The following is a 12070-nucleotide window of genomic DNA, read 5'->3' as shown; positions in this document are numbered from 1 at the left end:
CACCTGATCCGGCTCCCGTGAGGGCAGGAGGTGAGTATGGGGTGGGAGGCTATCAGACGGATTGGGGGAGGCGCACAGGCCGCCAAACACCGCCTCCCCGGCGCATGCCGGGGCCTCCCGCCGTTAGGGCGCAGAGCCCGCGCCCGTGCTTCGACCCCGGCCTTCACCGGGGCAGGCCCCGCTCAGCATGAGCGCTCCGGACATGCAGCAAAGACCAGACTCATCCTGAGCGAAGTCGAAGGATGAACTGGCGAGAGACGAACTTTCAAAGATGGGCCCCTGCCTGCGCAGGGGCCTGCGGGAGGAGAGGGCAAACCCTAATCCACACACGTCGCCTTTCCGGCGAGGCAGACATGGACAGGGACAAGTTGCCCCCAACAAAAAAGGCCAGCTCAGTGGCCGGCCTTTATGGTTTGGGTCTGCCAGGCGGAGCCTAGCTGAAATTCTTGAAGATGTCGTCGGCGGACACATCGTCATTGGACGTGCTGTCGCTGTCGTCTGACTCATAGGCCGCGGCGTCATCCTGGGCCGGGGCGAGGCCGGGGCCTTCGAATTTCTCGGCTTTTTCCGCTTCCAGCTTGCGACGCTTGTCAGCGGACTTCGCGATCACTTCGTCCAGCTCGATTTGTGTGCACAGGCCCAGCGTCACCGGGTCAACCGGGCGGATATTGGCCGAATTCCAGTGGCTCTTGTCGCGCACATTGTTGATGGTCGACTTGGTGGTGCCGATCAGTTTGGAGATTTGCGCATCGGAGACTTCCGGGTGGTTGCGAATGAACCAGGCCACGGCGTCCGGCTTGTCCTGACGGCGGATAACCGGCGTGTAGCGGCTGCCCTTGCGCTTTGGCTGTGGAATATGGGCGATCTTGGAGGCCGCTTTTTTCAGCGTGTAGCCGTCATCTTCCTCGCCGCGGCGGATTTCCTCGCGGGACAGCATGCCGCCGGCAATCGGGTCCACGCCGCGCATGTTTTCGGCTACATCACCATCGGCGATGCCTTTGACTTCCAGATAGTGAAGGCCGCAGAACGCCGCGATCTGGTTGAAGGTGAGGCTGGTATTGTCGAGCAGCCAGACGGCCGTCGCCTTTGGCATCAGAATATCGGACATGGGGATCTCCCTGAATGAAATGGCCGCCAGAAATGCAGCCGCCCGACACATCGTGCCGGGCGGTCGGGTTCGGACGTGCCTTAAACCTTGGGAACCTTATAATGTCTTGTCCGACAAATTGAAAGCCGCATGGCTCACCAGACCAGCACAATCTTGCCGGAGTGGCCGCCTTTGGCCATCAAGGCTTGCGCGTCTTCGGCGTCTGCGACGGGAAAGGCCTGTTCCAGAACGGGCCGGATCTTGCCCGATACGACGTGTGGCCAGAAATCCTTCTCCACCGCGTCGCGGATGCGGCGCTTCTCGTCTACCGGTCGGGCGCGCAGCGTGGTGGCGGCGAGGGTGAGGCGCTTCATCAGGACCGGGGCGAAATTCAGTTCTGCCGTGAAGCCGTTCATATAAGCGATGTTGATGATGCGCCCGTCGGGTTTCGAAACCGAGATGTTCTTCTGGATATAGTCACCGCCGACCATGTCGAGCGTGACGTCGACGCCGCCATCTTCCTTGATGACCGTCTCGAAATCCTCGGTCTTGTAGTTGATCGCGCGGTCTGCGCCGAGTTCTTTCGCCAGCGTGCATTTCTCCTCTGATCCTGCGGTGGCGTAGATCTTGGAGGCGCCCGCCAGCCTGGCCATTTGCAGCGCCATGACACCGATGCCGCTGGTGCCGCCATGACAGAGGAATGCTTCGCCGGATTTGAGATTCACGCGATCGAACACGTTGGCCCAGACCGTCATCAGCGCTTCCGGGAAGCAGACGGCGTTAACCATGTCCATGCCGTCTGGCACTGGGAAAAGCGAGCCTTCGTCCACGGCGGCATATTCGGCATAGCCGCCGCCAGCAAGCAGGGCAGCGACGCGGTCGCCGGTCTTGAAGCGGCTGACGCCTTCGCCGGTGTCGACAATCGTGCCGGAGATTTCGAGGCCCATGATCGGAGAGGCGCCCTTGGGGGGTGGATAGGCGCCGCGGCGCTGGACGAGATCGGCGCGGTTCAGCCCGGAGGCCGCCACTTTCACCAGCACCTCGCCAGGATTCAGCATGGGCTTTTCAAAGTCTCCAAGGGTCAGGGGCTGTCCGTCTTCGGCAATCACCGCCTTCATCATGTCTGTCGCCATTGTCGTGTGTTTCCTTCCTGAATCGAGAGTCGCATCGGGTCAGCGTTTCTGCTTTGATATGGCCTGTAGCACGAATTGGAGGACGCGCCCCATGGCCGCATTCGATGAAGAGCCGATCCTCGTCAACACGCCCCAGACGCTGGAGCAGATGTCGGTGCAGGAATTGCATGACCGCATCGAGACGCTGAAAGCAGGCATTGCGGCCTGTGAAGCAGAGATCGAGAAGAAGAAGGCTCAGAAATCTGCAGCGGATGCCCTGTTCGGGGGCGGCGATTAAGTGGGCGGAAAGACTGGATTGATAAAGTCCAAATTTCCGGCCAGCGAATAGGGGTAGGATTCATGGCGGTAGATACGTCTCGAGACGACCAATCGGGTTCCAAGGATGCGTTCACCGGCGGAAAGCTGTTCGATACGGTTTTCGCGCGGGGCATGGCGCTTGTCGAGGAAACCGCGACCTATCTGGATGGCCCTGGACGTGAAGCAGCCAAAACGCTGCCCCGCGAGCCCGGCCTGACCTATTCGGCCTGGAGCATGGAGCTGACCACGCGCCTGATGCAGGCGGCGAGCTGGCTGGTCATGCAGAAAGCGGTTCGCGACGGTGAAATGCGCCGCGAAGAGGCAGCGGCCCGCAAATACCGGATTTCCCGCGAAGAACCTGCGCTGGATGCGGCCGCCCAGCAGGGGCTGGGCATGCCGGAGCGCTTCCTGGACCTGGTCACCCGCTCAGAGGCGCTGTTCGAACAGATCTGCCGTCTGGACGATGCGCTATATGGGCAGTCGATGGCGGCTGAGATACCAAATCCGGTGATCGACCAGATCAACCAGCTTCAGCGCGCGGCAGAGAACGGGGCGTTTGATCCCCTGATGGTCTGGCATCGCGCCAAGTAAGACCCGGCAGGGCCAACCGACTGGTATGCCCCTGTGCGCTACGAGTACTTCCCAATCAGATCAGACTTCTTCGGCCGTGTCGTAGGACTGGCCGATCAACTGTCCGCGCGGCGCATCTGCGCCCTTGAGGCGGAAGCGCTTCGGACGCCGGTAAAATACCTTGAGCGGTGTGCTGCGCAGCAGGCCATACAGGGCAAGCGGGCCGGTTATACCGGCAATGGCAATGGCAAGACTGGTCAGACCGGGCTCTGGCGCAAAGCTGCTGGCGCTCAGGAAGCCCTGCGCGAGCGCGAGGGGCACGAAATAGCCCGTATAGATCACAAGATGGTTGCGCCCCATATGATGCAGCACTTGAAGGCGCTCTGACTGCGCCAGCAATACGCCCAGCGCTATGAGGGAAACTGTGCCGGCCAGTCCGAGGATCAGGCTGATCACGGGCAGGGTGGCCGTGCCCTGAATGACGAGCGTGGTGTTGATGGCAGCCCAGATTGCGATGGCCGAGCTGACGTCCGATGTGCGCTTGTGCAGGCGCGTTGCGAACTGTCGCATCAGGCCCGCGCCCTGATAGCCAGCAAAGAAGAACACGAAATATTGCGCGAAGCCGTCGATCAGGAGCGCGCCGGTCTGAACCAGTCCGGCAGCATGTGCGATTTGCAGCAATGCCGCGATCAACAGGATTCTCGATGGTTTCAGCAGTCTCACCAACCATGTGACGAGACCGAACATGGCCAGAAGTGGCAGTATCCACAGTCCGGCAACGGGTTGCACCAATCCAAGGGCGAGGCTTTCCAGAAGGCCAGAGCCTTGCGGGCCTGCGCCGATGATATGGAGCGCCACGGTCTGCAAAACCATCCAGACCAGATAGAAGTAGACGAATCTGAGCACTTTCCGGTCGAAAAAGGTCGATTTCGAACCGAACAGCGTGCGCGGCAGGTGCATGCCAGCTATCGCGAACAATACTGGCAGGGCAATCGGAACCGACCACGCCCCTACGAGATGAGCCCAGCTTGCACCGCCGGAAAGGGGAGCGATGGCCAGGACGGATTGCGTTACTACAAACAGGGCAATGCAGAGGCCGGTCGAATAATCGACCCATTTCGAGGGCGTATTGGACATGTTACGTTTCCAATCTGTTTGGAAACGTCACTGCAATTCTCGCGCCATCAGGGAATTCAGCTTGCGGCGTACACTTTCAGGAAGCCAGCCGCTTGCGCGCTGCAAAAGCCTTCGCGGACGGGCGCTTTCATCACCATGATGCGATGCCAGAGCGGCCCGAGCATCTCTTCAATCGCCTCATCAAGGTCGAATTCGCGACGAATCACGCGTTTTCCGGCCAATTCCGCCAACAGCATGCGCATTGGCATACGGATGTCGCGGTTCATCCAGGCGCGCCACAGCTCACCCGCATCCTTGTCGTCCGCAGCAGCAGAGAGCGCGACGCGCAAGACGGCATGGCCCGCGCCAGTGCGGGCGGCGGCTTCCAAGGGCACGATCAGTGCCGTGATCCGCTCCTGCGGGTCGCGTCCTCCGTCCGGGCTGTCCGGGATCAACGCAAGGCAGGCATCGACACACATGGCCCCAATGGAGGGCCACCATTTGTAGATGGTCTGTTTGGAGGCACTCGCCCGTTTGGCCACGGCGTCGACGCTGAACCCCCGCCAGCCATTCTCGGCCATTTCTGTGCGGGTTGCGTCCAGAATGGCGGCCTTGGACGCTTCGCTGCGCGTCGGCCCCTTCCGGGAAGACTTTCTGGTCTCCGTAGGCGTGGGCATGAACAACTCCAGATTTGTGGGACGCTGTGATTTCTACAGCCTTCAGACCGCTAACATAAGGGCGAAGTGGTAAACAAACTCCCGTTTTCTCTTGCCGCCCAGACAATATGCACTAGTCAATGCATCGATTGTACAGGAGTTGATTCATGAAATCGGTTGAAGAACTACTCGAAGGATATCGTCGCTTTCGTCGTGGAACATATTCCGAGCAGGCCGCGCTCTATCGGGAGCTTGGCGAAGGGCAAAGCCCAAGTTTCATGATGATCGCCTGCGCCGATAGCCGCGCAGACCCCTCTGACATTTTCAACGCCGCTCCGGGGCAATTGTTCGTTGTGCGCAACGTTGCCAATCTCGTGCCGCCCTATCAACCGGATGGCGGCTTGCACGGTGTCAGCGCTGCGCTGGAATATGCGGTCAATGTTCTGAAGGTGGAGCATGTGGTGGTCATGGGGCATGGCGGATGCGGCGGTGTGGCAGCCTCGCTGGCCGGGGAGGGGACTCCGGAAATTGGTGAGTTTGTGACGCCTTGGGTCCGACTGTTGAAAGATGCCCGGGACCGCGTGGTCGACAGCGGTTCGGTGAACCCGCAATTCGCGCTGGAACTGGAAGGCATTGAATCCTCAATCGAGAATTTGATGTCATTCCCGTTCGTGAAGCGTGCTGTCGAGGCCGGAGAGCTGGAACTGCATGGCGCCTGGTTTGCCATCAAGCATGGCGAACTTCACTGGCGAAACGCGAAAACGGGCCGATTCGAAGTGATTCAGCCCTGATTCGATGTGTCGTCAGGTGTTCGTGGTCATGATGGCGGCGAACAGGGCTGAGACGAGCATGGCCAGCGCGGCGAGCCGATTGAACCATCGCGTGAAAGCGGGTGATTGAAACTTGCGGTTCATCGCGTCCGCCAGCCACGCATAGAAGGCGAGCCCGAACATTTCAGTGACGGTTACGGTGGCCATGATCAACAAGGCCTGTGGCACAACCGGCCGGTCGGCATCGAAATAGCTGGGCAACAACAGCCCGAAGAAGACGAGCGCGTTCGGATTCAGCAATTGCAGGCCAACGCCGCGACCAAACAGGTTGGATTTTGCCGGCGCCTGGTCTGCGCGGGCGCGGGGTCGGTGCGGGTCTGCGGTCGCCATCGTCCAGGCGAGCCAGGCGATGAAGCAGATACCCGCCAGTTTCAGCACCAACAAAACCAGCGGCGCTTGCGCGGCAAATGCGGCAATCCCCGTCGCGGCCAGCGCGATCCAGACAAGATTGGCGGCTGACACGCCCGCGGCAGGGATCAAAGCGGTTGGCGCGCCGTAGCGCAGCGATGCGCTCATCACCATCATGACAGCCGGGCCGGGGGTAAGGCCGCCCGCGAAGAACAGCGCCATCAGCGCAAACCAGACTGACAGATCCATTCAGCGCGCCTCCAGCGCGGAAAGGGGAATGCGGGTCAGGTCGACGTCTTCCTTGTTGGCCGTATAGGCAATGAAGAGGTATTCGCTCGCGACCCAGCTTTTTGGGTAGTGGTAGCCCGGCCGCTTGTAGAGGCCCTCGGTGCGCAGGGGCTGCAGATCATCCGCGCCGCGCAGCAGAAAGGCGCGGTCGAATATGTGGCCATCTTCTGACAGCGACAGGACGAGGGGAATGCGCAATTTGTCGTCATTCGGCGCATGAACAAGAAACGCAGTGCCATCCGGCAAATTGCCTGCACTCTGTTTCGTGCGCGCATCCGCCATGCCTGTCAGCTGCGGACGACTCCAACTCTTTCCACGGTCACAGCTTTCCGATGCCAGTTGGCGAAAGCTTGAGGCCTGATCGCGGAAAACCATGACAAGACAGTCGCCGCGCTGGAACAGGCTGGGCTCCAGTTCCCGGCTCATGGGCGGGTCTGAGGGAAGGTTCTCGAACGCGCCTGCCTGCCATCCCGTCAATCCAAGCGGATCGTCTGTATAAAAGGGCCGTGCGCGAATGCCGGGGCGGACATGAAACGCCGTGTGCAGGCGGCCATCATACAGGTGCGGATCCTGCTCGATGACGCCATTTACCGGTGTACCATCTGCGCCGAGCACGGGGCGTGGCTCGGTCCAGGTTTCGCCGTCCTGGCTGAGGCGATAGGCGGTGTAGCCGCCTGTGCGTTTGTGGAAACCTTCCGGCCAGACATTGAGGAATGCAACGAGCGTTTCGCCATCGGTCCACCATCCGCCGCTGGAGCGGATTTCCTCGCCGTCAGATGGTGTGGTCAGGGGGCGCGGCGCGCTCCAATGATCGCCATTATCGGCACTGATTGAATAGGCAACCCATGTGTCCGGGGCGTCTTCATCGCGGGCCGAGCTCTGCCATTGAACGAAAACGCGCCCCTTGAAGGCAATGGGTACGGCGCCATTGCTGAACTGGTCAGTTCCGGGGCCAGGCCGGAAAACGGTGATCGTCTCTGCGCCGGGCAGGGGAGACAGGCCGAGATCGGGCGATGAGGTGTCAAACAGATCGGCCGCCGGTGCATGGAGCGCCGACGGCCGGTCTTGTAATTGCGTGCAGGCAAAAAGCGGCAGGATCAGGCAAAGTGCGAACAGACGTTCAAGCATTTGCATCCCGCCGCTGCGATCAGGCGCCTTCTTCCTGGCCGCGCTTCACGGCAGCTTCGATCAACTCGCGAGCCTTCTCGATGCCATACCAGCCTTCGATCCGGGTCCACTTGCCTTTTTCGAGGTCCTTGTAGTGCTCGAAGAAGTGGGCGGTCTTGTCGATCAGCGTCTGTGGCAGGTCGTGATAGGTCGCGATCTTGTCATAGTAAGACGTCAGCTTGTTGTGTGGCACGGCGAGGATCTTCTCATCCGGGCCCTTGTCGTCTGTCATCATGAGGACGCCAACCGGGCGGGCGCGCACGACGGAACCCGGCACAAGCGGGCGGTTGCCGACAACCATCACGTCGATCGGGTCGCCATCCAGGCTCAGCGTGTGCGGGACGAACCCGTAATTACAGGGATAGCGCATCTCGGTATAGAGATAGCGATCCACGAACATCGCGCCGGAATCCTTGTCGATCTCGTATTTGATCGGGTCGCCGCCGAGCGGGACCTCGATGAGCACGTTGATGTCGTCCGGCGGGTTGTTACCGGTTTTGATTTTGGAAAGGTCCATAAGACGGCTCGCATCTGGCTGGAAGGTTGAAATACGGTGTCGGGTGGCGATGACGCCTCAAACCGATTGCGTCAAGAGCAGCAATGACGCGAAAGGGTTAAGCAGGTTTTGTGCCTGAATGCTTCCCACTAGCCCAAATGGGGTTACTCTCCCGCCTGGGAGGTACACCAAATGCATTCAATCCTTATCCTGTGCAGCGCAGCGCTGGTCATCCTGACCCTGTTGCTGGGCTTCTGGGTTTCGATCACGCGGGGACGCACGAAAACCATCGCCTATGGGGCGGCAACAGACCCGACCGGGCCGATGATGAAAGCCGAGCGGGCGCATGGAAATGCCGCTGAATATGCCGCGCTTCTGATCGGGCTTTTTGTGGTGACCGGCTTTGCCTATGCGGGGCGCGATCTCGGGCTCACCGTCACCGGCCTGGTGGTGCTCATCACCCTGTCGCGCATTCTGCACGCGCTCGGTTTCCTGGTCTGCGCAACGCTGGAAAAGCCGCATCCGTTGAAAGCGTTGGGCGCGCTTGTCACCTATGTTGGCGGGCTGGCGCTGGCGATCATGGTGATTGGAAAAGCGCTGTAATCGCCGGTCAGGCCCGCTTCAGGGCATAGTTGAAGCTGATCGAAACACGCGGTTCCTCCCCCATATTGGGAGGGACTTCGTGGCGCAGCCAGCTTTCCCACATGATGGCCTGTCCGGCTTCGGGCGCCAGATAGACGAAGCGCTGCCGGTCTTCGGGGACATCATCGCGCAATTGTGGTGCCGCCATCATGCGCGAGAGGCGCGGATCTTCCAGTTTCAACCGCGCCGCCCCGTCCGGAATCGCGACATAGAACGTGCCCGAAATCACGCTGCCGGGGTGGATGTGGTTCGAATGACCGAAATCGGGCTCAAGAATGTTCACCCAGATCGCATCGAGCTGAAGGGACAGACCGGCCATGTCCCAGAGCAATTCCTCGGCGAATGATGCGGCTATCGGGTCCAGCAGCGCTTTCAGCTCAGCAAACTCCGGAAACCGCTCTGGCAGATCATCCAGCGAAGCATAGGAGGTGTAGCCGCCATAGCCCTGTTTCTCGCACCACTCATTGCCGGCCTGATCATCCTCTGCCAGCACCCAGCAAACATGTTCCAGGCGCGTCGCAAGGTCTGCGGCGCCGAGAGACTCGGTGCGGATCAGGGTCGGGAAGAGGGATCGTGTCGTCATGACGCGCACCTTTAGGCGGCGCAGGGGCCAAAAGAAAGAGCCCGCCACCCCGGAAAGGGCAGCGGGCTCTGTCGTGTGTGTTCGTCGCCCTATTCGGCGGGTTTCACGAATTTCAGGGTCATGCGGTCGCTTTCGCCGATGGCAGCATAGGCCTCTGCGTCAAAGTCTTCCGGCGTGCTGCCTTCACGGTCAGATGTCGCGCTGACCGGGGGCAGGGTCCACACGCCAAACGGGTGATCAGCCGTATCGGCCGGATTGGCGTTGATCTCGCTGGACGCGGAAAATTCAAATCCGGCCGCTTCTGCGAGTGATTTCACATAGTCTTCGTGGACATAGCCGGACGCACCGGTCGGGTCCTGTGTATCGGTGGAGGGCAGGCGGTGCTCGACCACACCCAACACGCCGCCCGGCTTCAGGGCCGCATAGGCGTCGGTGAAGAATTTGTCGGTGTAGCCGCCGCCCATCCAATTGTGCAGATTGCGGAAGGTCAGCACGACATCGGCTGTGCCTTCTTCGGTCAGCGGGCCGCTTTCGGCGGAAAAGGCGCTGTATTCAATCGTACCGAATTTCGGGTCTTCATAATTTGCCTTGAATTCTGCGAGGCGTTCCGCGATGCGGGCGCGGCGGTCTTCATCGCCCACATTCGGATCGAAATAAGCCGCGACCAGCGTGCCATTCCCGCTCGCCAGATACGGCGCGAGGATGTTGGTGTACCAGCCACCGCCCGGCCACAGCTCGACCACTTTGTCATCGGCCTCCACGCCGAAGAATTCCAGCGTTTCCTTTGGATTGCGCCAGGCATCGCGGGCCTTTTCCTCGTCGCTGCGATGCGCGCCAGCGATGGCGGCCTCAAGCGGTGTGGTCTCTGTCGCGGTCGTCTCGACCGGCGGTGTGGCAGGCTGCGCTGTTTCTGTTGCAGGGGCGTCAGGCTGGCCACAGGCGGCCAGAACCAGCGCGGACAGGGCGAAAATCGGGGTGATTGGCTTCACAGGGTCTCTCCTAAACAGGCCTCTTGAACCTCTTCTTAGGCTACCCACATAGTCTGTGTCACGATGCCGACAATCGGGTCGTGACCGGTTTCTGTGCCAACGCCGAATTCGGGTTGGACTGTCGCAGGTGCCGAATATCCATCCGGGCGCTCCCCGAAAGGGTGGCCCGCAGTTGCTTGAACCAGAGGACTGAACCTATGAGCAATATCGACCTTACCCCCCTTTACCGCACAGTTGTCGGCTTTGACCGTCTTGCCAGCATGATCGATCAGGCATCCCGCCTCGACGGCTCGCAGGGCTATCCGCCGTACAATATCGAGCGCGTTGACGACAATGCCTTCGCCATCGAGATCGCGGTCGCCGGCTTCACCGAAGACGACCTCGAAATCGAAACCAAGGAAGGCCTGCTGACCGTTGCCGGCAAACGCGGCGAGAGCGAAGACGGCGAAGGCCGTAATTATCTCCATCGCGGCATTGCCCAGCGCAGCTTCATTCGCCGGTACCAGCTGGCAGACCATGTCATCGTGACCGGTGCAAACCTCCAGCACGGCGTTCTGCGCATCGACCTGATCCGCGAACTGCCGGAAGAGAAGAAGCCCCGCAAGATCGAGATCGGCGCGCCTGCAAAGAGCGAACCGAAACTGATCGGCAAGAAAGCCTCCAGCAACGCCGCCTAAGCGCGGTCATTGCGTGAAACAGAAACGGCGCGTCCATTTGGGCGCGCCGTTTTTCCTTGGATGGGGCCCCGGCCTAACCGAAAAAGCGCGCGCAGCCTGCGTCTTTCAGGAAAGTCTTCAGCGCTTCGTCTTCCATCGCGGAGCCCAGCGCCTTGCGGACGGAATCATATGCAGCGGCGGCGTAGTTTTGTGTCGACTGTTCGAACGTGCCACCTTCCACAGAGGCTGACACATCCTTGTCGCCGCGCTCGGCCGCTTTTGAATTGGCTTTTGCCCAGGGCAGGTAGGTCTTGCAAAGCTCGTCTGCGAAGATCGGTGCCAGCGTCGGCGCCAGCGCCTCAAGCGAGGCGAACGGCGCGCCCGGCTTTGGATCTTCCATGTTCTCGATCCAGGCGACGATAAACGGGGCGTGTTCGGTCAGCCATTTGGCAGGGGTCTTGTCCATCATCATCTGCTGGAATTGCGCGTAGAGCGCAAAGTCTGCCGCAGACGGACGACCACCGAAAATGTAGAGATGTTCTTTCAAATGAGCGTTCAGCAGCGTTGAGAAGCGCTCGAACGAGGCTTTGAGAATGTCCGCATTGCTTTCATTCGCGCCGACCAGCTTCAGCCGGTCTGCCATACGTTCGGCAATCTGGTCGCGGGCTTTCTTGTAAGCGCGGGGGCGCTTGCCGCCATAAAGCTGTACCAACACGCGCAGAGCGGCATCTTCGCGGTCAGGCTTCTGACCCCAGCGTTCCTGGAACATGGTCTTGTTCAGCCACTCATCCGCATAGTCTTCCAGCAGCAGGGCCAGCATGGAGGTCGCAACCTCATCCGGCACGGCGCTTGGTTCTGGATGGTCTGCCTCAAGGCCCGAAATGATCGCCGTGGAGTCCTGATTGGCCGGGCGCGTAGGAGAGATCAGCAAGGGTACGGTCGCAACCTGTGCCAGTGCCTGGAACTCTTCCTCATTCTCGCGCGAGCGCGCCACCCAGTCGAAGTCCACATTCTTGTAACGCAGGAAGGCGCGGACTTTCTGGGAGTAGGGCGAGGTATCGGCGCCAAAGAGGCGGTAGTCGGACATGATCATGCGGCTTTCATTGTGTTCGGCCCTGTCTGTAGGCATTTCATCCCCCACTGCCAAGGAGCGTTTGCCGCAGCTTGTGATAATGGGTATGCGCTGAGGCAGGTAATGGTTCAGTTTGAAAG

Annotated in this window: 15 protein-coding genes; 5 read left to right on the top strand and 10 right to left on the bottom strand. The window is 60.4% G+C overall.

Features of this window, described 5'->3' with window-relative positions:
* Nucleotides 1-433 precede the first annotated feature (433 nt).
* Nucleotides 434-1108 (bottom strand): DUF1013 domain-containing protein, encoded by a 675-nt coding sequence (locus HY36_RS04380; protein WP_035549028.1) that lies wholly within the window; start codon nt 1106-1108, stop codon nt 434-436.
* A gap of 134 nt (nt 1109-1242) precedes the next feature.
* A complete protein-coding gene (locus HY36_RS04375) occupies nt 1243-2220 on the bottom strand; it encodes an NAD(P)H-quinone oxidoreductase (RefSeq protein WP_035549025.1) in 978 nt (325 codons plus the stop codon).
* Nucleotides 2221-2311: 91 nt separating this feature from the next.
* On the opposite strand from HY36_RS04375, the gene HY36_RS04370 reads away from it, so the two are divergent.
* A complete protein-coding gene (locus HY36_RS04370) occupies nt 2312-2497 on the top strand; it encodes a DUF1192 domain-containing protein (RefSeq protein WP_035549021.1) in 186 nt (61 codons plus the stop codon).
* Nucleotides 2498-2559: 62 nt separating this feature from the next.
* Complete coding sequence (locus HY36_RS04365; RefSeq protein ID WP_035549018.1) at nt 2560-3108, top strand: DUF1465 family protein; 549 nt, start codon at nt 2560-2562, stop codon at nt 3106-3108.
* 60 nt (nt 3109-3168) lie between these two features.
* Here the strand turns inward: HY36_RS04365 and HY36_RS04360 are convergent, their stop codons facing one another.
* Both HY36_RS04360 and HY36_RS04355 read right to left on the bottom strand, forming a co-directional pair.
* The gene (locus HY36_RS04360) at nt 3169-4224 is read right to left on the bottom strand and encodes an acyltransferase family protein (RefSeq protein WP_035549017.1); all 1056 of its coding nucleotides are present in this window, start codon (nt 4222-4224) and stop codon (nt 3169-3171) included.
* Between the two features lie 56 nt (nt 4225-4280).
* Nucleotides 4281-4880 carry a TetR/AcrR family transcriptional regulator gene (locus tag HY36_RS04355; protein WP_035549015.1) on the bottom strand — a complete coding sequence of 200 codons (600 nt, stop codon included), beginning with the start codon at nt 4878-4880 and terminating at the stop codon, nt 4281-4283.
* Between the two features lie 146 nt (nt 4881-5026).
* Here HY36_RS04355 and HY36_RS04350 point away from each other — a divergent pair, with 146 nt between their 5' ends.
* On the top strand, nt 5027-5650 hold the full coding sequence (locus HY36_RS04350) for a carbonic anhydrase (RefSeq protein ID WP_035549012.1): 624 nt from the start codon (nt 5027-5029) through the stop codon (nt 5648-5650).
* A gap of 12 nt (nt 5651-5662) precedes the next feature.
* On the opposite strand, the gene HY36_RS04345 is transcribed toward HY36_RS04350, so the two are convergent.
* Genes HY36_RS04345 through ppa form a run of 3 tightly spaced genes read right to left on the bottom strand, consistent with a single transcriptional unit; the run spans nt 5663 to nt 8009 of the window.
* Nucleotides 5663-6286, bottom strand: a complete 624-nt coding sequence (locus HY36_RS04345) for a LysE family translocator (RefSeq protein ID WP_035549009.1) — start codon at nt 6284-6286, stop codon at nt 5663-5665.
* A complete protein-coding gene (locus HY36_RS04340) occupies nt 6287-7453 on the bottom strand; it encodes a sialidase family protein (protein ID WP_051602501.1) in 1167 nt (388 codons plus the stop codon).
* Between the two features lie 19 nt (nt 7454-7472).
* The gene (gene ppa / locus HY36_RS04335) at nt 7473-8009 is read right to left on the bottom strand and encodes an inorganic diphosphatase (RefSeq protein ID WP_027839373.1); all 537 of its coding nucleotides are present in this window, start codon (nt 8007-8009) and stop codon (nt 7473-7475) included.
* A gap of 171 nt (nt 8010-8180) precedes the next feature.
* Here ppa and HY36_RS04330 point away from each other — a divergent pair, with 171 nt between their 5' ends.
* Nucleotides 8181-8591, top strand: coding sequence for an MAPEG family protein (locus HY36_RS04330; RefSeq protein WP_035549007.1), 411 nt, complete (start codon nt 8181-8183; stop codon nt 8589-8591).
* Nucleotides 8592-8598: 7 nt separating this feature from the next.
* Here HY36_RS04330 and HY36_RS04325 read toward each other — a convergent pair whose 3' ends face one another.
* Together HY36_RS04325 and HY36_RS04320 are read right to left on the bottom strand one after the other, a co-directional pair.
* A complete protein-coding gene (locus HY36_RS04325) occupies nt 8599-9213 on the bottom strand; it encodes a TIGR02466 family protein (RefSeq protein WP_035549004.1) in 615 nt (204 codons plus the stop codon).
* Nucleotides 9214-9302: 89 nt separating this feature from the next.
* A complete protein-coding gene (locus HY36_RS04320) occupies nt 9303-10202 on the bottom strand; it encodes a class I SAM-dependent methyltransferase (protein ID WP_035549001.1) in 900 nt (299 codons plus the stop codon).
* Between the two features lie 197 nt (nt 10203-10399).
* On the opposite strand from HY36_RS04320, the gene HY36_RS04315 reads away from it, so the two are divergent.
* Nucleotides 10400-10879: an Hsp20 family protein gene (locus HY36_RS04315; protein WP_035548999.1), complete on the top strand. Its 480-nt coding sequence runs from the start codon at nt 10400-10402 to the stop codon at nt 10877-10879.
* Nucleotides 10880-10952: 73 nt separating this feature from the next.
* Here the strand turns inward: HY36_RS04315 and HY36_RS04310 are convergent, their stop codons facing one another.
* Nucleotides 10953-11987: a glutathione S-transferase family protein gene (locus HY36_RS04310; protein ID WP_241764142.1), complete on the bottom strand. Its 1035-nt coding sequence runs from the start codon at nt 11985-11987 to the stop codon at nt 10953-10955.
* Between the last annotated feature and the right edge of the window lie 83 nt (nt 11988-12070).

The organism is Hyphomonas atlantica corrig., assembly GCF_000682715.1.
Classification (GTDB): Bacteria; Pseudomonadota; Alphaproteobacteria; order Caulobacterales; family Hyphomonadaceae; genus Hyphomonas; species Hyphomonas atlantica.
This window is presented reverse-complemented; position numbering and strand designations above follow the sequence as displayed.

Bases quoted from the DNA above. Each gene is read 5' to 3' on its own strand.
- HY36_RS04380 (WP_035549028.1), bottom strand. From the start codon at position 1,108: ATGTCCGATATTCTGATGCCAAAGGCGACGGCCGTCTGGCTGCTCGAC.
- HY36_RS04375 (WP_035549025.1), bottom strand. From the start codon at position 2,220: ATGGCGACAGACATGATGAAGGCGGTGATTGCCGAAGACGGACAGCCC.
- HY36_RS04370 (WP_035549021.1), top strand. From the start codon at position 2,312: ATGGCCGCATTCGATGAAGAGCCGATCCTCGTCAACACGCCCCAGACG.
- HY36_RS04365 (WP_035549018.1), top strand. From the start codon at position 2,560: ATGGCGGTAGATACGTCTCGAGACGACCAATCGGGTTCCAAGGATGCG.
- HY36_RS04360 (WP_035549017.1), bottom strand. From the start codon at position 4,224: ATGTCCAATACGCCCTCGAAATGGGTCGATTATTCGACCGGCCTCTGC.
- HY36_RS04355 (WP_035549015.1), bottom strand. From the start codon at position 4,880: ATGCCCACGCCTACGGAGACCAGAAAGTCTTCCCGGAAGGGGCCGACG.
- HY36_RS04350 (WP_035549012.1), top strand. From the start codon at position 5,027: ATGAAATCGGTTGAAGAACTACTCGAAGGATATCGTCGCTTTCGTCGT.
- HY36_RS04345 (WP_035549009.1), bottom strand. From the start codon at position 6,286: ATGGATCTGTCAGTCTGGTTTGCGCTGATGGCGCTGTTCTTCGCGGGC.
- HY36_RS04340 (WP_051602501.1), bottom strand. From the start codon at position 7,453: ATGCTTGAACGTCTGTTCGCACTTTGCCTGATCCTGCCGCTTTTTGCC.
- ppa (WP_027839373.1), bottom strand. From the start codon at position 8,009: ATGGACCTTTCCAAAATCAAAACCGGTAACAACCCGCCGGACGACATC.
- HY36_RS04330 (WP_035549007.1), top strand. From the start codon at position 8,181: ATGCATTCAATCCTTATCCTGTGCAGCGCAGCGCTGGTCATCCTGACC.
- HY36_RS04325 (WP_035549004.1), bottom strand. From the start codon at position 9,213: ATGACGACACGATCCCTCTTCCCGACCCTGATCCGCACCGAGTCTCTC.
- HY36_RS04315 (WP_035548999.1), top strand. From the start codon at position 10,400: ATGAGCAATATCGACCTTACCCCCCTTTACCGCACAGTTGTCGGCTTT.
- HY36_RS04310 (WP_241764142.1), bottom strand. From the start codon at position 11,987: ATGCCTACAGACAGGGCCGAACACAATGAAAGCCGCATGATCATGTCC.